Consider the following 16,777-nt stretch of genomic DNA (forward strand, 5'->3'; position numbering starts at 1 on the left):
TATTCACTCCTAGTACTTATATAAGAAATTATCCGCAGCAAAGCCCGTCGAGGATACGCTGCGGCATACTACTTCTTTTGCACACAAAAGGTAGGCCGAGGAATATACTCGACCGACCTTTATATTTCAAGTAAAAATTTCTGCTAATTAGCCTTGGCGCTGCTTGTGCTTTGGCTCACTGCAAATCACGCGAACGACGCCGTTACGCTTGATTACTTTACAGTTACGACAGATTTTTTTAACGGAAGCACGAACTTTCATTGCTAAACTCCGTAAGTGAAATCTGAATTAACGGCCGTAGCCCTTCAGATTTGCTTTTTTCAACACAGAATCATACTGTTGGGACATCATATGAGTCTGTACCTGTGCCATAAAGTCCATAATCACAACCACTACGATAAGTAGTGATGTGCCGCCGAAGTAGAAACGTACGTTCCACGCGACCATCATGAACTCGGGAATCAGACAGATAAAGGTAATGTAGAGAGCACCCGCTAAGGTTAGTCTGGTCATTACTTTATCAATGTATCTCGCTGTCTGCTCACCTGGGCGGATGCCGGGTACGAACGCACCGGACTTCTTCAAGTTATCCGCTGTTTCACGAGGGTTAAACACCAACGCTGTGTAAAAGAAACAGAAGAAAATAATCGCTGCTGCATAAAGCATAACGTACAGAGGTTGACCAGGGCTAAGAGCCAAAGACACATCAGTTAACCAACCGAATGTGCTGCTCTCACCATTTTGACCAAACCACTGAGCTAATGTTCCTGGGAACAAAATAATACTCGATGCAAAAATTGCAGGTATTACACCCGCCATATTAATTTTCAATGGCAAGTGAGTACTTTGCGCTGCAAACACTTTACGACCTTGTTGACGCTTTGCATAGTTAACGACAATACGACGCTGACCACGCTCCATGAAAACAACGAAATAAATTACAGCAAAAGAAAGTACCGCAATTAACAACAGAAGAAGCACATGCAATTCACCTTGACGCGCTTGCTCAATCGTTTGTCCGATTGCCGAAGGCAATCCAGCAACAATACCTGCAAAAATCAAAATGGAAATACCATTTCCTATTCCACGCTCAGTAATTTGTTCACCTAACCACATTAAGAACATGGTGCCAGTTACTAAACTCACGGTAGCAATCAGGGTAAACATGGTTTGGTCGATAACAACCAGATTGTTGACCATGTTTGGTAAGCCTGTTGCGATACCAATAGCTTGGAATATTGCAAGTACAAGCGTGCCATAACGCGTATATTGGCTAATCTTACGACGCCCTGCCTCACCCTCTTTCTTGAGTTCGGCTAACGCTGGATGAACTACAGTTAGCAATTGGACAACAATTGACGCCGAAATATACGGCATGATGCCCAATGCTAAGATAGATGCACGCGAAAGAGCACCACCGGAGAACATGTTAAACATTTCAACGATGGTACCTTTTTGCTGTTCGAACAAATCGGCAAGTACAGCTGCGTCAATACCAGGAATCGGCACAAAAGAACCGGCTCGGAATACTAAAAGTGCACCAATTACGAATAATAAGCGCGACTTTAGCTCACTTAAGCCGCTCTGAGCACTACGAAAATCTTGTCCTGGTTTCTTAGCCATCTGTACCTCGTTCCTCGAGATTATTCCTCGATTTTACCGCCTGCAGCTTCGATTGCAGCTTTAGCGCCTTTAGTCACGCGAAGACCTTTCACAGTCACTGCTTTGCTAATCTCACCAGAAAGAACAACTTTAACATTTTCGATGTTCTTAGTGATTAGGTTAGCTGCTTTCAAGCTGTTTAGATCGACCACGTCACCCGTAACTTTCGCTAGCTCAGCTAGACGAATTTCAGCAGACACTAGGCTCTTACGAGAAGTGAAACCGAATTTAGGTAGACGTTGTTTTAGAGGCATTTGACCGCCTTCAAAACCTGGACGAACTGTACCGCCAGAACGTGACTTTTGACCTTTGTGACCGCGGCCACCTGTTTTACCAAGGCCAGAACCGATACCACGGCCTAGACGCTTAGGAGCGTGCTTAGAACCAGCAGCCGGTGATAGAGTATTCAAACGCATTCTGATTACTCCTCAACTTTAACCATGTAGTAAACCTTGTTGATCATACCGCGTACACACGGTGTATCTTCAAGTTCTACTGTATGGTTGATACGACGAAGGCCTAGACCACGCAAAGTAGCTTTGTGCTTTGGTAGACGACCAATTGAGCTTTTAGTTTGAGTTACTTTAATAGTTGCCATGGTGCTTACTCCGAAATCGCTTCAACAGTGAGACCACGTTTAGCTGCAACCATTTCTGGTGACTTCACATCTACTAGACCAGCAACTGTTGCACGAACAACGTTGATTGGGTTAGTAGAACCGTACGCTTTCGCAAGTACGTTATGTACACCGGCAACTTCTAGTACAGCACGCATCGCACCACCGGCGATAACACCTGTACCTTCTGCAGCTGGCTGCATGTAAACTTTAGAGCCCGAGTGACGACCTTTCACCGCGTGGTGAAGAGTGCCTTCGTTAAGAGCGATAGTAACCATGTTACGACGCGCTTTTTCCATTGCTTTTTGAATCGCTGCAGGTACTTCACGAGCTTTGCCGTATCCGAAACCTACGCGACCATTACCGTCACCAACTACAGTTAGTGCAGTAAAGCTCATGATTCGACCACCTTTAACCGTTTTAGAAACACGGTTAACTGCGATTAATTTTTCTTGCAAATCACTAGCTTGTTGTTGTTCTTTAGCCATCTTCCAACCCTACCTTAGAATTTCAGACCAGCTTCGCGAGCAGATTCTGCTAGCGCCGCTACTCGACCGTGGTATTGGAAACCAGAACGATCAAACGCAACAGCTGATACGCCTTTTTCAAGAGCGCGTTCTGCAATAGCTTTACCTACCGCTTTAGCTGCGTCTACGTTACCGGTGTTCTTAACTAGCTCACGGATCGCTTTTTCTACAGTAGAAGCTGCTGCGATAACCTCAGAGCCGTTTGATGCGATAACCTGAGCGTACACGTGACGAGGAGTACGGTGTACTACTAGGCGAGTTGCACCCAGTTCAGCAATCTTACGACGTGCGCGTGTAGCACGACGGATGCGAGATGCTTTCTTATCCATAGTGTTACCTTACTTCTTCTTAGCTTCTTTACTACGCACATTTTCATCTGCGTAACGGACGCCTTTACCTTTATAAGGTTCTGGCTCACGGTAAGAACGGATGTCAGCCGCAACTTGACCCACTACTTGCTTATCGCAACCAGTTAGGACAATTTCAGTTTGGCTAGGACATTCAGCATTGATACCCGCTGGTAGTTCATGCTCTACAGGGTGTGAGAAGCCTAAAGTAAGACTTACTGAGTTGCCTTTAATAGCAGCACGGTAACCAACACCTTTAAGAACAAGCTTCTTAGTAAAGCCTGCAGTAACACCAACAACCATGTTGTTTACTAGTGCACGAGCAGTACCTGCTTGTGCCCAAGCGTTAGCAACACCTTCACGAGGACCGAAAGTAAGGTTGTTTTCTTCCTGTGCAATAACTACGCCTTTATTCAGGACGCGAGTCAGCTCACCTTTACCACCTTTTACAGTGATTTCTTGGCCGTTTAGTTTCACCTCTACGCCAGCTGGAATAGCGACAGGTGCTTTAGCAACACGAGACATATCCTACTCCTTACGCTACGTAGCAAATGATTTCACCGCCAAGACCTGCTTTGCGAGCAGCACGGTCAGACATCAGACCCTTGGAAGTGGACACCACAGCAACACCCATACCGCCCATCACTGTTGGTAACGCGTCTTTTTTCTTATAAACGCGTAGACCAGGACGTGAAACACGTTGGATTTGCTCGATTACTGGTTTAGCTTGGAAGTACTTAAGAGTAACTTCTAGCTCAGGTTTTACTTCGCCTTCAACAGCGAAATCTGCGATATAACCTTCAGCTTTTAGCAGTGCAGCAATTGCAACTTTAAGCTTTGAAGAAGGCATTTTTACAGCAACTTTATTTGCTGCCTGACCGTTACGAATGCGGGTCAGCATATCCGAAATCGGATCTTGCATGCTCATAAGATTTACTCCAAATGATTAAGTGGCAATTACCAGCTAGCCTTACGAAGTCCAGGAATCTCGCCTTTCATGCAAGCTTCGCGAACTTTGATGCGGCTTAGACCGAACTTACGTAGGAAACCGTGTGGACGACCAGTTTGGTTGCAACGGTTGCGCTGACGTGAAGCACTTGAATCACGTGGAAGAGCTTGCAGTTTAAGAACTGCGTTCCAACGATCTTCTTCAGATGCGTTTACATCGCTGATGGTAGCTTTTAGCATTGCACGCTTTTCTGCGAACTTAGCTACTAGCTTTGCACGTTTTACTTCACGTGCTTTCATTGATTGTTTAGCCATAACAGTAACCCTTCACCTTACTTACGGAATGGGAAGTTAAAGGCAGCCAGCAGAGCACGGCCTTCCTCATCGGTACCAGCAGAAGTCGTGATAGTGATATCAAGACCGCGTACACGATCGACTTTATCGTAGTCGATTTCTGGGAAGATGATTTGCTCGCGAACGCCCATGCTGTAGTTACCGCGTCCGTCAAAAGACTTAGCGCTAACACCACGGAAGTCACGTACACGTGGAAGTGCAATAGAGATTAAACGCTCTAAAAAATCCCACATACGTTCGCCACGCAAGGTTACTTTACAACCAATTGGGTAGCCTTCACGAATTTTGAAACCTGCAACAGATTTACGAGCTTTAGTGATCAGTGGTTTTTGACCAGAGATCGTAGCCATATCAGCTGCTGCATTTTCTAATAGTTTCTTATCGTTGATAGCTTCACCAACGCCCATGTTTAGGGTGATTTTATCAATCCTAGGGACTTGCATGACGCTTGTGTAACCGAACTGTTTGGTCAGTTCAGTCACTACAGACGACTTGTAGTAATCATGCAGTTTCGCCATAGTAGAACTCCAAATTACTTCTAATTAGTTAGAAACGATTTCACCGTTAGATTTGAAGAAACGAACTTTTTTGCCGTCTTCAAAACGGAAACCGATACGGTCCGCTTTACCAGTTGCTGCGTTAAAGATTGCAACGTTAGAAGCATCAATAGCTGCTTCTTGTTCAACGATGCCACCTTGTTGACCTAGAGCCGGAACCGGCTTTTGGTGTTTTTTAACAAGGTTGATACCTTCAACGATAACTTTACCAGTTACGAGAACCTTAGTTACTTTACCTTTCTTGCCTTTATCTTTACCAGCAAGAACGATTACTTCGTCATTACGACGGATTTTAGCTGCCATGTGTGCCGCTCCTTACAGAACTTCAGGTGCTAGTGACACGATTTTCATAAATTTCGCATTGCGAAGTTCACGAGTCACTGGACCAAAGATACGTGTACCGATAGGTTGCTCTGTATTATTGTTCAACAATACGCAAGCATTACGGTCGAAGCGAATGACAGAACCGTCTGGACGACGTACGCCTTTACGGGTGCGAACTACCACCGCCTTCAGTACATCACCTTTTTTAACTTTACCGCGAGGAATTGCTTCCTTCACTGTAACTTTGATGATGTCACCGATATGTGCATAACGGCGGTGAGAGCCACCCAGAACCTTAATACACATTACCTTGCGCGCGCCTGAGTTATCAGCTGCATCAAGTGTACTTTGCATTTGGATCATTGTTAGTGCTCCGCTAAATATTAAAACTAGACCCTCTCGGGTCGGGCTGCCTCTTTAAAAGGGACGCGAATTGTACCACCCTTTCCTAAGATTGGGTAGACAAAAAATAAACGGCTCCAAAAAAACTTTGGAGCCGTTTAAAATCATAGAATAACGATGATTACATCTTCGCTTTTTCTATAACTTTAACCAATGTCCAAGACTTAGTCTTAGACAGAGGACGACACTCACGAATCTCAACGGTATCGCCTAGGCCACACTCGTTGTTTTCGTCATGTGCGTGTACTTTAGTCGTACGCTTTACGAATTTACCGTAAATTGGGTGTTTCACCATGCGCTCGATAGCAACAGTGATAGATTTATCCATCTTGTCACTAATAACACGACCTAGTTGAGTACGAATTTTGTCGCTCATTATTCGCCTGCCTTCTCAGTCAAAACAGTTTTAACGCGTGCGATATCACGGCGTACAGCTTTCAAAGTATGAGTTTGCTGTAGTTGACCAGTTGCAGCTTGCATGCGCAAGTTGAACTGTTCACGTAGCAAATTCAGTAGCTCAGCGTTAAGCTCTTCAGCGCTTTTTGCGCGTAGATCTAGTGCTTTCATCACATCACCTGTTTAATTACGAATGTAGTTTTGAATGGCAGTTTACGAGCCGCTAGGCGGAACGCTTCACGTGCCAATTCTTCAGGTACACCGTCCATTTCGTACATAACCTTACCAGGTTGGATTTGGGCTACCCAGTACTCAACGTTACCTTTACCCTTACCTTGACGAACTTCTAGTGGTTTTTCAGTGATTGGCTTATCTGGGAACACACGGATCCAGATTTTACCTTGACGCTTAACGTGACGTGTCATTGCACGACGTGCCGCTTCGATCTGACGAGCAGTTAGACGACCACGTCCAACGGCTTTAAGACCAAATGTACCGAAGCTTACGTCAGTACCTTTAGCTAGACCGCGGTTGCGACCAGTATGAACCTTACGGAACTTAGTGCGTTTAGGTTGTAGCATCAGTCGACTCCTTACTTACGGCCTTTACGCTGCTTCTTAGGCTTGTCAGCCTTTGGCTCAACAGCGTTTGCAGCTGGCATACCACCAAGGATTTCACCCTTGAAGATCCAAACTTTAACGCCGATCACACCGTATTGAGTGTGAGCCGAAGAAGTTGCGTAATCAATGTCAGCACGTAGAGTGTGTAGAGGCACACGGCCTTCACGGTACCACTCAGAACGTGCAATTTCAGCGCCGCCAAGACGACCGCTTACTTCCACTTTGATACCTTTAGCGCCTAGACGCATAGCATTTTGTACCGCACGCTTCATAGCACGACGGAACATAACGCGACGCTCTAGTTGAGACGCGATGCTATCAGCCACTAATTGGCCGTCTAGCTCAGGCTTACGTACTTCAGCGATGTTAATTTGCGCTGGTACACCTGCAATTTTAGCTACAGCTGCGCGTAGCTTCTCAACGTCTTCACCTTTCTTACCGATAACAACGCCTGGGCGAGCAGTGTGGATAGTCACACGAATGCTCTTAGCAGGACGCTCGATAACGATGCGTGATAGAGACGCTTTTGAAAGTTCCTTAGTAAGGAACTGACGTACCTTGAAGTCGCCGTCTAGGTTGTCAGCGAAATCTTTGGTGTTAGCAAACCATGTAGCATTCCAAGGCTTAACGATGCCAAGACGAATACCATTAGGATGTACTTTCTGACCCATTGCTTACTCTCCTAGTCTCTTAGCGGTCTGCTACAACAACAGTGATGTGGCTTGAACGCTTCAAGATACGATCCGCACGGCCTTTTGCACGAGGCATAATACGCTTCATGACCGGGCCCTCATCTACGAAGATTTTAGCGACATTAAGATCGTCGATATCTGCACCTTCGTTGTGTTCTGCGTTAGCGATAGCTGACTCTAGAACTTTCTTAACTAATACAGCCGCTTTTTTGTTGCTGAAAGTTAGGATTTCAAGAGCCTGATCCACAGATTTACCACGGATTAGATCTGCAACTAAGCGAGCTTTCTGAGGAGAAATGCGAGCAAAGTTATGTTTAGCAATAGCTTCCATCATTTACTCCTTAGCGCTTCTTAGCTTTCTTATCCGCAGCGTGACCACGGTAAGTACGAGTTGGTGCGAATTCGCCCAGTTTGTGACCGATCATTTCATCAGTGACAAATACTGGAACGTGCTGACGACCATTATGGACAGCGATGGTCAAACCAATCATTGATGGAATGATCATTGAACGACGGGACCAAGTCTTAATAGGCTTTTTGTCTCCGCTTTCCACCGCTTTCTCTACCTTCTTCAGCAAGTGTAGGTCAATAAATGGACCTTTCTTGAGAGAACGTGGCATGGCTTATCCTCTTATATAGATTACTTATTACGACGACGTACGATGTACTTGTCGGTGCGTTTGTTGCTACGAGTCTTGAAGCCCTTAGTAGGCATACCCCAAGGAGATACTGGGTGACGACCACCAGATGTGCGGCCTTCACCACCACCGTGTGGGTGGTCAACCGGGTTCATTACTACACCACGTACAGTTGGACGTACGCCGCGCCAGCGTGAAGCACCAGCTTTACCTAGTTCACGTAGCATGTGCTCAGAGTTACCAACTTCACCGATTGTTGCACGGCCTTCAGAAAGTACTTTGCGCATTTCACCAGAACGTAGGCGGATAGTTGCATAAGTACCGTCGCGAGCGACAAGTTGAGCATATGCACCAGCCGAACGAGCTAGCTGTGCACCTTTACCAGGCTTAAGTTCAACACAGTGAATAGTAGAACCCACTGGGATGTTGCGCATTGGCAGAGTGTTACCTGCTTTAATTGGCGCATCAACACCAGACTGGATTGTATCACCAGCTTGAACACCTTTAGGTGCGATAATGTAACGACGCTCGCCGTCTGCGTACAGAACTAGAGCGATATTTGCGCTACGGTTTGGATCGTATTCTAGACGCTCAACTTTCGCTGGGATGCCATCTTTAGTACGTTTGAAGTCAACCAAACGATAGTGTTGCTTATGACCACCACCGATATGACGTACTGTGATACGACCGTTGTTGTTACGACCACCATTCTTAGAGTTTTTCTCTAGAAGAGGTGCGTATGGCTTACCCTTGTGTAGGTCAGCGTTAACAACTTTAACGACGTGACGACGACCAGGGGAAGTCGGCTTACATTTAACAATAGCCATTATTCAACTACTCCTGTTATTCCGCGCCGCCAACAAAGTCAAGATCTTGACCTTCTTTCAAAGTCACATACGCTTTTTTAACGTCGCTGCGGCGACCTTGGCGTAGACCTTGACGTTTGGTCTTACCCTTAGTGATAAGAGTATTTACAGACTTAACTTCAACTTCAAATAGCTTTTCTACAGCTGCTTTGATCTCTTTCTTAGTTGCATCTTTTGCTACTTTGAAAACGATAGTGTTCGCTTTCTCAGCAGTCATAGTTGCTTTTTCAGAGATGTGCGGTGCACGTAGAACTTTTAGTAGACGCTCTTCACTGATCATGCCAGCATCTCCTCAACTTGCTTAACTGCTTCTGCAGTCATTAGAACCTTGTCAAACGCAATTAGGCTAACTGGGTCAAGACCCGCTACGTCACGTGCGTCAACTTTATATAGGTTGCGAGCAGCTAAGAATAGATTCTCGTCTACTTCGCCAGTAACGATGAGTACATCGTTAAGCTCAAGTTCTTTAAGCTTAGCTAATAGCTCTTTAGTTTTTGGTGCTTCTACTGAGAAGTTATCAACAACGATTAAACGCTCTTGACGAACTAATTCAGAAAGAATGCTCTTCATAGCACCGCGGTACATTTTTTTGTTTACTTTTTGGCTGTGATCTTGTGGTTTCGCAGCAAAAGTAACACCACCTGTACGCCAGATTGGGCTACGAATTGTACCAGCACGTGCACGGCCAGTACCTTTTTGACGCCATGGCTTAGCGCCACCGCCAGAAACTTCTGAACGTGTCTTTTGAGCACGAGTACCTTGACGAGCACCTGCTGCATACGCAACAACTACTTGATGTACAAGGGCTTCGTTGAACTCACGTCCGAAAGTAGTTTCGGAAACAGTTAGTGCGTTAGCACCTTTAACCATCAATTCCATTACTTACTCCTAGACGTTATGCTTTAATAGCTGGTTTGACGATCACGTTAGCGCCAGTTGCACCTGGTACTGCACCTTTAATAAGAAGCAGATTGCGCTCAGCGTCAACACGTACGATCTCTAGGTTTTGAGTCGTTACACGCTCAGCACCCATGTGACCTGCCATTTTTTTGCCTTTGAACACGCGACCTGGAGTTTGACATTGGCCAATTGAACCCGGTGCACGGTGAGACAAAGAGTTACCGTGAGTCATATCTTGGGTACGGAAATTCCAGCGCTTAACTGCACCTTGGAAACCTTTACCTTTAGATGTACCAGTAACGTCTACTTTTTTAACTTCGTTGAAAAGTTCTACATTTAGCTCAGTGCCAACTTCAAACTCTTCGCCGTTTTCTAAACGGAATTCCCAAAGACCGCGACCAGCTTCTACACCTGCTTTCGCAAAGTGACCAGCTTCTGGTTTAGTTACACGGTTGGCTTTCTTAGTACCAGTAGTTACCTGGATTGCTGCATAGCCGTCAGTCTCAAGAGTTTTCACTTGAGAAATACGGTTTGCTTCAACCTCAACAACAGTTACTGGGATAGAAACGCCTTCTTCAGTAAATACGCGGGTCATACCCACTTTACGTCCGACTAGACCAATCATTCTTCTAATCTCCCTTAACCTAGGCTGATTTGTACGTCAACGCCAGCAGCTAGATCTAGGCGCATCAGTGCATCAACAGTTTTATCTGTTGGCTCAACGATGTCGATTAGACGTTTGTGAGTACGAATTTCGTACTGATCACGAGCATCTTTATTGACGTGTGGAGAGATAAGAACAGTGAAACGCTCTTTACGAGTAGGAAGTGGAATAGGACCACGAACCTGTGCGCCGGTACGCTTAGCTGTTTCAACGATTTCCGCTGTAGAAGCATCGATTAGTTTGTAATCGAACGCTTTTAGGCGGATACGGATACGTTGGTTCTGCATGAGACAGAGCTCCAATAATTAAAAATTACACAAACAATATCGCCACTCAAACTCGTTAAAACGAGAGAATGCCGATTGATTTATGTGAAACCGTAGTGCCAAAATTAGGCACATTGTCAGTTAATTTTCGATTAACTTTAATCTATTACTAAACGCAACAGAGCTAATTGTATTAACTGCGAACATAAGCTGAGTATACGTTACTAAACTAACAGCTAGGTCAGTTTACTCCTCACTGCTCATTGGTTCACAACTGGATTTAACCAGTGCGGTGCATTATACAGATCACCATTACACATGCAAGCGCTGTGTAGAAATTAAACTTATAAACTATCTATTTCTTCTTTCACTGAGGAAGTAATAGAAGGGATAGAAAGATGAGGTGAGCACTCACTACCCTATCCTTTTATCCCTGTTGCACAATTATACAGCTTGGCGTTGTCTCACTGCTTCAAACAGACAGATCCCAGCCGCTACTGATACGTTTAGGCTAGAAACGGTGCCCGCCATCGGTATTTTGATCAGATCATCGCAGGTTTCGCGCGTTAAACGGCGCATACCATCCCCTTCAGCGCCCATAACAATCGCAAGGGGCCCTGTCAGTTTGGCTTGGTAAATGTCATGCGTCGCCTCACCGGCAGTGCCAACAAACCATACGCCTTGTTCTTGAAGGGCGCGCATGGTACGTGCAAGATTCGTCACTCGTACTAAAGGCACAGTTTCAGCAGCGCCACAAGCGACTTTGCTGACCGTTGCCGTCATTGGTGCTGACTTATCTTTCGGTACGATCACTGCAGCGACCCCGGCAGCATCGGCGTTACGTAAGCATGCGCCGAGATTATGCGGATCGGTAACACCATCCAAAACAAGTAATAGCGGTTGTTCATGCTGTGCGATGATTGCTTCTAAATCATGCTCATTAAGCTGTTTTGCTGGTTTTACACGAGCAATGATGCCCTGATGATTCGCCCCTTGAGCCTTGTCATCCAATGTTTTACGTCCCATCTGTTGAATAGAGACACCGCAATGTTGCAGTTCATTTAACAGTGGAAGCAGGCGATCATCTTGTCGCCCTTTTAGTACAAACGCTTCTATCAATCGCGCTGGATCTTTTTCAAGTACAGCGCTGACCGCGTGAATACCATAAATACATTCGTTACTCATGATTTACCCATTGATCGTTATTTACTAGCACGCGCTTTATTTGCTTTGGCCGCGGGTTTCTTTTTGCGTGCTTTTGTTGTTTTGCTTTTTTTTCGTTCAGGTTTTGAGCCTTCACTACTTTTTTCATCTGGGCGTTTAGTCGCTTCAACTAAAGGAGTTGCCTTTCCTTTACTTGACGTCACCTTCTTGCCACGTGCTTTCTCTCGTGCATCCGTTGCACGTTTCTTCGCTGTCTTGCCTTCTCCGCGCAGCTTACGGCTAGTGCCCACGATTTCAAAGTCAATTTGACGATCATCCAAGTTGACGGATAACACTTTGACTTTAACGGCGTCACCTAAGCGATAGATGTTGCCAAAACTTTCGCCGATCAATCGTTGTCCCACGGGATCAAATTGATAGTAGTCATTCGCTAGCGTTGAAATATGGACCAATCCATCAATGTGCAACTCAGTTAAACGAACGAAGAAACCGAAACCTGTCACGTTGGCTATGACTCCATCAAGCTCTTCGCCTACATGATCTTGCATGTATTCACACTTGAGCCAATCGGATACTTCACGCGTCGCATCATCAGCACGGCGTTCTGTCATTGAACATTGCTGACCATAGAAGTCCATGTCATCAAAAGAGTAGTGATAACCACCTGTGGTTGTCCAACGGTCGGTGTGATTACCCGATTCTTTGGCAATCAAATATTTAATTGCGCGGTGCAATAGGAGATCAGGGTAGCGACGAATAGGTGAAGTAAAGTGCGCATAGCGTTTGAGCGCTAAACCAAAGTGACCACAGTTATCCGCGTTATACACAGCCTGCTTCATGGAACGCAGTAACATGGTTTGGATCAACTCTTTGTCTTGGCGCTCACCAATCTGTTTCATTAAGTTAGCGTAATCGGTTGGCGAAGGCTCTAGCCCACCCGCTAAGTTCAAACCAAGCTCGCCTAAGAAATCCCTAAAACCGGTCAAACGCTCTTCTCCCGGTGATTCATGGATACGGTACAGAGCGGGCTCTTTCGCTTTTTCCACCAGCGATGCTGAAGCAATATTAGCGAGGATCATGCACTCTTCGATTATTTTATGCGCATCATTACGGACAACAGGTTCAATGCTGTCGATTTTACGCTCAGCATTAAAGATAAACTTAGTTTCAATCGTTTCAAATTCGATACCGCCACGCTCATCACGCGCTGCTTTTAGCACCTTATACATCGAATAGAGTTCTTCAAGATGAGGAACCACAGCTTGATAACGTTCGCGTAGCTCTTCATCCCCTTCAAGAATGGCGTGTACTTTGTTGTAAGTTAAACGGGCATGAGAGTTCATCACGGCTTCGTAATGTTTGTAACCCGAAATTTTGCCCGTTGCAGAGACTGTCATCTCGCACACCATGCATAGACGGTCGACTTGTGGATTAAGTGAACAAAGACCGTTCGACAGTACTTCCGGTAGCATAGGGACGACTTGCGATGGGAAGTAAACTGAGTTACCACGGTTGATCGCTTCTTTATCCAAAGCCGTATCGGGGCGCACATAATAACTTACGTCAGCAATCGCAACCCAGAGACGCCAGCCACCACCTTTTTTGGCTTCGCAATAAACCGCGTCATCAAAGTCACGCGCGTCTTCACCATCAATCGTCACTAAAGGTAATTGACGCAGATCCACGCGCCCTTGCTTCGCCTCTTCTGGAACTTCTTCTCTCAGGTTTTCGACTTGCTTTAATACTTCTTGCGGCCACTCATGAGGGATCTGGTGAGTGCGAATCGCTATTTGTGTCTCCATACCGGGAGCCATATTTTCCCCAAGTACTTCAACAACCCTTCCTGTCATTCCTCTTGCTCTGGCACCGCGATCGGTAATTTCAATCACCACCACGTTCCCCATGCGAGCTCCGCCTTTGTGCTCATTAGGGATCAAGATGTCTTGAGTGATGCGTGAATCATCGGGCACGACATAAGAGTAGCCATTTTCGAGGAAGAAACGCCCAACAAGTTGAGTTTTACGTTCTTCCAAAACTCGGACCAAACGCCCTTCTTTACGGCCTCTTTTATCCGTGCCTGTCGGTTGTACCAGCACGTAGTCGCCATGAATAATGGTACGCATTTGGTGATGAGGTAGCAAAACATCGTTATCTTTGCCAACGCTGCCATCAGGACGAACCCACCCATGACCATCTTTATGTCCGATTACGTGACCTTTGATCATTTCCAGTTTTTCTGGTAATGCATAGCATTGGCGACGAGTAAATACCAATTGGCCATCTCGCTCCATCGCACGCAAACGACGGCGTAGCCCTTCGTATTGCTCTTCACCAGACAAACCCAATGCCTCAAAAAGATCATTACGATTCATCGGTACATTGGCTTCGGTTAGAAATTCGAGGATGAATTCTCGGCTTGGAATTGGATTTTCGTAATTGCTAGATTCTCGATCCGCAAAAGGATCGTTATTGATAATTTCAGACATAGGCAGACCTGCTAAAGCAAGGAGAGATAGCCAGAGTATAACTGACTCACGGCAGAAGCTACAGCAGCGTATTGATTATTATAGGCTAATGCGTTAGAGGAAAAGCGTAGAAATGACTTCGCCCAACCGTGTGGGCGAAATAAGAAAAGCAATAATGAAGGCTACCAAAACGTATCTCTGCGCTTGGCTCGCGCAACCACATTTTGTGGCATTCGCTGCTCTAACCCCTGCCGGAGCATAGAGATCCGAGAATGTATTCTTTGATCGATAGTCACCGAATTATAGAGCCAGCGATAAGCATCTTCATAATCAAGCGGGCTGCCATAATCACGCAGCAAAAGCTCAGCTAGATGGATACGAGCATTAATATTGCCCATCGCAGCGGCTTCACGCAGATAGGGAATAGCTCGCTCTTTATCCTGCTGTACTAAAGTACCACGCGAATAATAACGCCCAAGCTGCTCTAACGCAGCGGGTAAACCTTGATGAGCTGCATTTTCCATATAGTACAAGCCAAGTTCGACATCTTGATCTACACAGACCCCCCACGCTAGCATATCTCCATACAAAAACTCGTAGGAAGGCAGGCTGATGCGAGTAGCACGCGCAACAATATCTTCTACCAATTGGCAGTTGTCGGCCTTGACTTGCTCTAAATGTTTATTTTGCTCAATTAACTTGATTAGTTCAGCTTCGGTGTAAATAGGGACTGGCTCACCCACTTCCGCCACGTTGGCATGACTCAAGGATGAGGTCAGCGCTAAAAACAATGAAGCTGCTACCGTTCGTAGCTTCATACCTGCACTCTTTATGTCTATCGATAGCCTTAAAATTATAGCCTCAGTTTCATCTAGGGCTGGGCTTGATAACTTTATCGACCAGTGCGGCAAACTCTTTAGACAAAATTTGCCGTTATTCGGCCATTTATTGCCACACCAAGGACAAAATATCATCAATACAGGTATAAAAAAACCGGCTCTGAAAGCCGGTTTTAAAAACGTTTATCAATCAACCATTAAACTGAAAATGGGTGAACCTTGATAATGGTTTCGTTACGATCTGGACCTGTAGAAACGATGTCAACAGGTACACCTGTCAACTCTTCAATACGTTTGATGTAATCAAGCGCCGCTTGTGGCAGGGCATCAATTGATTTAGCACCGAAAGTATTTTCAGACCAACCAGGCATAGTTTCGTAAATAGGTGTTACCGCTTCAAAAGCGTCAGCTGCCATTGGTGATACTTGAGCAATTGAGCCATCTGGCATTTGGTAACCCGTACAGATTTTTAGCTCTTCTAGACCATCAAGTACGTCAAGTTTAGTCAAGCAGAAGCCTGTGACTGAGTTAATTTGAATGGCGCGACGCATCGCTACCGCATCAAACCAACCACAACGGCGCTTACGGCCTGTTGTAGCACCAAACTCATGGCCTTTCGTGCCTAGGTGATTACCGATTTCATCATCCAATTCGGTTGGGAATGGACCTGCACCAACGCGAGTACAGTAAGCTTTCGCGATACCTAGAATATAACCTAGATGACGAGGGCCGAAACCAGAACCTGCAGCAACACCACCAGCAGTCGTGTTAGAAGACGTTACGTATGGGTATGTACCGTGGTCAATATCAAGCATAGTACCTTGCGCACCTTCGAACATGATTTTGTCGCCACGCTTACGCGCTGCATCAAGTTCATCGGTCACGTCGATCACCATCGAAGTCAGCAAATCAGCATAGCCTTGTGCTTGCTCAAGTACGGATTCGTAGCTTACTGGTTCAGCTTTGTAGAAATGCTCAAGTTGGAAGTTATGGAACTCCATCACTTCTTTTAGCTTTTCTGCAAATGAAGCCATATCGAACAAGTCACCAACGCGTAAACCACGACGAGCCACTTTGTCTTCATAAGCAGGACCGATACCACGACCTGTCGTACCAATTGCTTTTTTACCACGAGCCGTTTCACGAGCTTGGTCAAGCGCAATGTGGTAAGGAAGAATAAGTGGGCAAGCTTCAGAAATGAAAAGACGTTCGCGGACTGGAATACCACGCTCTTCTAGAGGCTTCATTTCATTTATTAGTGCGTCAGGTGAAAGCACAACACCGTTGCCGATGATGCATTTCACTTTATTGCGAAGAATGCCGGATGGAATTAAATGAAGAACGGTTTTTTCACCGTCAATGACCAAAGTGTGGCCTGCATTATGGCCGCCTTGGTAGCGAACCACGTATTTTGCATCTTCAGTTAAAAGGTCTACGATTTTACCTTTGCCTTCGTCACCCCATTGGGTGCCTAGAACGACTACGTTATTTCCCATCTTTCCAAGTCTGATTGCTAGTTAAAAAAGGATT

27 protein-coding genes are annotated in these 16,777 nt (G+C 45.6%); all 27 read right to left on the reverse strand.

What is annotated here, in order from left to right:
* Positions 1 to 147 precede the first annotated feature (147 nt).
* A complete protein-coding gene (gene rpmJ / locus PL85_RS07505) occupies positions 148 to 261 on the reverse strand; it encodes a 50S ribosomal protein L36 (protein WP_000868186.1) in 114 nt (37 codons plus the stop codon).
* A gap of 27 nt (positions 262 to 288) precedes the next feature.
* Positions 289 to 1,623 (reverse strand): preprotein translocase subunit SecY, encoded by a 1,335-nt coding sequence (gene secY, locus PL85_RS07510; RefSeq protein ID WP_017046739.1) that lies wholly within the window; start codon positions 1,621 to 1,623, stop codon positions 289 to 291.
* Positions 1,624 to 1,643: 20 nt separating this feature from the next.
* Complete coding sequence (gene rplO / locus PL85_RS07515) at positions 1,644 to 2,078, reverse strand: 50S ribosomal protein L15 (protein WP_010318777.1); 435 nt, start codon at positions 2,076 to 2,078, stop codon at positions 1,644 to 1,646.
* A gap of 5 nt (positions 2,079 to 2,083) precedes the next feature.
* Positions 2,084 to 2,260 (reverse strand): 50S ribosomal protein L30, encoded by a 177-nt coding sequence (rpmD, locus tag PL85_RS07520; RefSeq protein WP_004398455.1) that lies wholly within the window; start codon positions 2,258 to 2,260, stop codon positions 2,084 to 2,086.
* Between the two features lie 5 nt (positions 2,261 to 2,265).
* Positions 2,266 to 2,766, reverse strand: a complete 501-nt coding sequence (gene rpsE / locus PL85_RS07525; RefSeq protein ID WP_010318775.1) for a 30S ribosomal protein S5 — start codon at positions 2,764 to 2,766, stop codon at positions 2,266 to 2,268.
* A 14-nt stretch (positions 2,767 to 2,780) separates the two neighbouring features.
* Entirely contained in the window at positions 2,781 to 3,134 is a 354-nt protein-coding gene (rplR, locus tag PL85_RS07530) for a 50S ribosomal protein L18 (RefSeq protein ID WP_013855926.1), read from the reverse strand.
* 9 nt (positions 3,135 to 3,143) lie between these two features.
* Positions 3,144 to 3,677 carry a 50S ribosomal protein L6 gene (rplF, locus tag PL85_RS07535; RefSeq protein WP_010318773.1) on the reverse strand — a complete coding sequence of 178 codons (534 nt, stop codon included), beginning with the start codon at positions 3,675 to 3,677 and terminating at the stop codon, positions 3,144 to 3,146.
* A gap of 10 nt (positions 3,678 to 3,687) precedes the next feature.
* Positions 3,688 to 4,080 carry a 30S ribosomal protein S8 gene (gene rpsH, locus PL85_RS07540; protein WP_010318772.1) on the reverse strand — a complete coding sequence of 131 codons (393 nt, stop codon included), beginning with the start codon at positions 4,078 to 4,080 and terminating at the stop codon, positions 3,688 to 3,690.
* A 29-nt stretch (positions 4,081 to 4,109) separates the two neighbouring features.
* Positions 4,110 to 4,415 (reverse strand): 30S ribosomal protein S14, encoded by a 306-nt coding sequence (rpsN, locus tag PL85_RS07545; protein WP_010318771.1) that lies wholly within the window; start codon positions 4,413 to 4,415, stop codon positions 4,110 to 4,112.
* A 17-nt stretch (positions 4,416 to 4,432) separates the two neighbouring features.
* Positions 4,433 to 4,972, reverse strand: a complete 540-nt coding sequence (gene rplE, locus PL85_RS07550; RefSeq protein ID WP_010318770.1) for a 50S ribosomal protein L5 — start codon at positions 4,970 to 4,972, stop codon at positions 4,433 to 4,435.
* Between the two features lie 24 nt (positions 4,973 to 4,996).
* Complete coding sequence (gene rplX / locus PL85_RS07555; protein WP_010318769.1) at positions 4,997 to 5,314, reverse strand: 50S ribosomal protein L24; 318 nt, start codon at positions 5,312 to 5,314, stop codon at positions 4,997 to 4,999.
* A 12-nt stretch (positions 5,315 to 5,326) separates the two neighbouring features.
* Positions 5,327 to 5,698: a 50S ribosomal protein L14 gene (gene rplN / locus PL85_RS07560; protein ID WP_010318768.1), complete on the reverse strand. Its 372-nt coding sequence runs from the start codon at positions 5,696 to 5,698 to the stop codon at positions 5,327 to 5,329.
* 160 nt (positions 5,699 to 5,858) lie between these two features.
* Complete coding sequence (rpsQ, locus tag PL85_RS07565) at positions 5,859 to 6,113, reverse strand: 30S ribosomal protein S17 (RefSeq protein ID WP_013855925.1); 255 nt, start codon at positions 6,111 to 6,113, stop codon at positions 5,859 to 5,861.
* Complete coding sequence (rpmC, locus tag PL85_RS07570) at positions 6,113 to 6,304, reverse strand: 50S ribosomal protein L29 (RefSeq protein WP_010318766.1); 192 nt, start codon at positions 6,302 to 6,304, stop codon at positions 6,113 to 6,115. The genes rpsQ and rpmC overlap by 1 nt, the downstream gene beginning before the upstream one ends.
* A complete protein-coding gene (gene rplP, locus PL85_RS07575; RefSeq protein WP_010318765.1) occupies positions 6,304 to 6,714 on the reverse strand; it encodes a 50S ribosomal protein L16 in 411 nt (136 codons plus the stop codon). Before rplP ends, rpmC begins: the two co-directional genes overlap by 1 nt.
* Positions 6,715 to 6,725: 11 nt before the next feature.
* Positions 6,726 to 7,424, reverse strand: coding sequence for a 30S ribosomal protein S3 (gene rpsC, locus PL85_RS07580; protein ID WP_010318764.1), 699 nt, complete (start codon positions 7,422 to 7,424; stop codon positions 6,726 to 6,728).
* Positions 7,425 to 7,443: 19 nt separating this feature from the next.
* Positions 7,444 to 7,776, reverse strand: a complete 333-nt coding sequence (rplV, locus tag PL85_RS07585; protein ID WP_026027327.1) for a 50S ribosomal protein L22 — start codon at positions 7,774 to 7,776, stop codon at positions 7,444 to 7,446.
* 10 nt (positions 7,777 to 7,786) lie between these two features.
* Entirely contained in the window at positions 7,787 to 8,065 is a 279-nt protein-coding gene (gene rpsS, locus PL85_RS07590) for a 30S ribosomal protein S19 (protein WP_010318762.1), read from the reverse strand.
* Positions 8,066 to 8,085: 20 nt separating this feature from the next.
* Positions 8,086 to 8,910, reverse strand: coding sequence for a 50S ribosomal protein L2 (gene rplB / locus PL85_RS07595; RefSeq protein WP_013855922.1), 825 nt, complete (start codon positions 8,908 to 8,910; stop codon positions 8,086 to 8,088).
* Between the two features lie 16 nt (positions 8,911 to 8,926).
* Positions 8,927 to 9,229 carry a 50S ribosomal protein L23 gene (gene rplW, locus PL85_RS07600; RefSeq protein ID WP_010318760.1) on the reverse strand — a complete coding sequence of 101 codons (303 nt, stop codon included), beginning with the start codon at positions 9,227 to 9,229 and terminating at the stop codon, positions 8,927 to 8,929.
* The gene (gene rplD / locus PL85_RS07605) at positions 9,226 to 9,828 is read right to left on the reverse strand and encodes a 50S ribosomal protein L4 (RefSeq protein WP_010318759.1); all 603 of its coding nucleotides are present in this window, start codon (positions 9,826 to 9,828) and stop codon (positions 9,226 to 9,228) included. The genes rplW and rplD overlap by 4 nt, the downstream gene beginning before the upstream one ends.
* 16 nt (positions 9,829 to 9,844) lie before the next feature.
* The gene (rplC, locus tag PL85_RS07610) at positions 9,845 to 10,474 is read right to left on the reverse strand and encodes a 50S ribosomal protein L3 (RefSeq protein ID WP_013855921.1); all 630 of its coding nucleotides are present in this window, start codon (positions 10,472 to 10,474) and stop codon (positions 9,845 to 9,847) included.
* Between the two features lie 14 nt (positions 10,475 to 10,488).
* Positions 10,489 to 10,800 (reverse strand): 30S ribosomal protein S10, encoded by a 312-nt coding sequence (gene rpsJ, locus PL85_RS07615; protein WP_001181007.1) that lies wholly within the window; start codon positions 10,798 to 10,800, stop codon positions 10,489 to 10,491.
* 423 nt (positions 10,801 to 11,223) lie between these two features.
* Positions 11,224 to 11,964 carry a 23S rRNA (guanosine(2251)-2'-O)-methyltransferase RlmB gene (gene rlmB / locus PL85_RS07620; protein WP_017042851.1) on the reverse strand — a complete coding sequence of 247 codons (741 nt, stop codon included), beginning with the start codon at positions 11,962 to 11,964 and terminating at the stop codon, positions 11,224 to 11,226.
* Positions 11,965 to 11,981: 17 nt separating this feature from the next.
* Positions 11,982 to 14,429, reverse strand: a complete 2,448-nt coding sequence (gene rnr, locus PL85_RS07625) for a ribonuclease R (RefSeq protein ID WP_017046740.1) — start codon at positions 14,427 to 14,429, stop codon at positions 11,982 to 11,984.
* 161 nt (positions 14,430 to 14,590) lie between these two features.
* Positions 14,591 to 15,226, reverse strand: coding sequence for a flagellar protein MotX (gene motX / locus PL85_RS07630; protein WP_013855917.1), 636 nt, complete (start codon positions 15,224 to 15,226; stop codon positions 14,591 to 14,593).
* A 218-nt stretch (positions 15,227 to 15,444) separates the two neighbouring features.
* Entirely contained in the window at positions 15,445 to 16,743 is a 1,299-nt protein-coding gene (locus PL85_RS07635; protein WP_013855915.1) for an adenylosuccinate synthase, read from the reverse strand.
* Positions 16,744 to 16,777 lie beyond the last annotated feature (34 nt).

The sequence above is a fragment of the Vibrio anguillarum genome, from assembly GCF_001989995.2.
Taxonomy (GTDB): Bacteria; Pseudomonadota; Gammaproteobacteria; order Enterobacterales; family Vibrionaceae; genus Vibrio; species Vibrio anguillarum.

Excerpts from the sequence above, each read along its gene's own strand:
- rpmJ (WP_000868186.1), bottom strand. The coding sequence starts at position 261 with ATGAAAGTTCGTGCTTCCGTTAAAAAAATCTGTCGTAACTGTAAAGTA.
- secY (WP_017046739.1), bottom strand. The coding sequence starts at position 1,623 with ATGGCTAAGAAACCAGGACAAGATTTTCGTAGTGCTCAGAGCGGCTTA.
- rplO (WP_010318777.1), bottom strand. The coding sequence starts at position 2,078 with ATGCGTTTGAATACTCTATCACCGGCTGCTGGTTCTAAGCACGCTCCT.
- rpmD (WP_004398455.1), bottom strand. The coding sequence starts at position 2,260 with ATGGCAACTATTAAAGTAACTCAAACTAAAAGCTCAATTGGTCGTCTA.
- rpsE (WP_010318775.1), bottom strand. The coding sequence starts at position 2,766 with ATGGCTAAAGAACAACAACAAGCTAGTGATTTGCAAGAAAAATTAATC.
- rplR (WP_013855926.1), bottom strand. The coding sequence starts at position 3,134 with ATGGATAAGAAAGCATCTCGCATCCGTCGTGCTACACGCGCACGTCGT.
- rplF (WP_010318773.1), bottom strand. The coding sequence starts at position 3,677 with ATGTCTCGTGTTGCTAAAGCACCTGTCGCTATTCCAGCTGGCGTAGAG.
- rpsH (WP_010318772.1), bottom strand. The coding sequence starts at position 4,080 with ATGAGCATGCAAGATCCGATTTCGGATATGCTGACCCGCATTCGTAAC.
- rpsN (WP_010318771.1), bottom strand. The coding sequence starts at position 4,415 with ATGGCTAAACAATCAATGAAAGCACGTGAAGTAAAACGTGCAAAGCTA.
- rplE (WP_010318770.1), bottom strand. The coding sequence starts at position 4,972 with ATGGCGAAACTGCATGATTACTACAAGTCGTCTGTAGTGACTGAACTG.
- rplX (WP_010318769.1), bottom strand. The coding sequence starts at position 5,314 with ATGGCAGCTAAAATCCGTCGTAATGACGAAGTAATCGTTCTTGCTGGT.
- rplN (WP_010318768.1), bottom strand. The coding sequence starts at position 5,698 with ATGATCCAAATGCAAAGTACACTTGATGCAGCTGATAACTCAGGCGCG.
- rpsQ (WP_013855925.1), bottom strand. The coding sequence starts at position 6,113 with ATGAGCGACAAAATTCGTACTCAACTAGGTCGTGTTATTAGTGACAAG.
- rpmC (WP_010318766.1), bottom strand. The coding sequence starts at position 6,304 with ATGAAAGCACTAGATCTACGCGCAAAAAGCGCTGAAGAGCTTAACGCT.
- rplP (WP_010318765.1), bottom strand. The coding sequence starts at position 6,714 with ATGCTACAACCTAAACGCACTAAGTTCCGTAAGGTTCATACTGGTCGC.
- rpsC (WP_010318764.1), bottom strand. The coding sequence starts at position 7,424 with ATGGGTCAGAAAGTACATCCTAATGGTATTCGTCTTGGCATCGTTAAG.
- rplV (WP_026027327.1), bottom strand. The coding sequence starts at position 7,776 with ATGGAAGCTATTGCTAAACATAACTTTGCTCGCATTTCTCCTCAGAAA.
- rpsS (WP_010318762.1), bottom strand. The coding sequence starts at position 8,065 with ATGCCACGTTCTCTCAAGAAAGGTCCATTTATTGACCTACACTTGCTG.
- rplB (WP_013855922.1), bottom strand. The coding sequence starts at position 8,910 with ATGGCTATTGTTAAATGTAAGCCGACTTCCCCTGGTCGTCGTCACGTC.
- rplW (WP_010318760.1), bottom strand. The coding sequence starts at position 9,229 with ATGATCAGTGAAGAGCGTCTACTAAAAGTTCTACGTGCACCGCACATC.
- rplD (WP_010318759.1), bottom strand. The coding sequence starts at position 9,828 with ATGGAATTGATGGTTAAAGGTGCTAACGCACTAACTGTTTCCGAAACT.
- rplC (WP_013855921.1), bottom strand. The coding sequence starts at position 10,474 with ATGATTGGTCTAGTCGGACGTAAAGTGGGTATGACCCGCGTATTTACT.
- rpsJ (WP_001181007.1), bottom strand. The coding sequence starts at position 10,800 with ATGCAGAACCAACGTATCCGTATCCGCCTAAAAGCGTTCGATTACAAA.
- rlmB (WP_017042851.1), bottom strand. The coding sequence starts at position 11,964 with ATGAGTAACGAATGTATTTATGGTATTCACGCGGTCAGCGCTGTACTT.
- rnr (WP_017046740.1), bottom strand. The coding sequence starts at position 14,429 with ATGTCTGAAATTATCAATAACGATCCTTTTGCGGATCGAGAATCTAGC.
- motX (WP_013855917.1), bottom strand. The coding sequence starts at position 15,226 with ATGAAGCTACGAACGGTAGCAGCTTCATTGTTTTTAGCGCTGACCTCA.
- PL85_RS07635 (WP_013855915.1), bottom strand. The coding sequence starts at position 16,743 with ATGGGAAATAACGTAGTCGTTCTAGGCACCCAATGGGGTGACGAAGGC.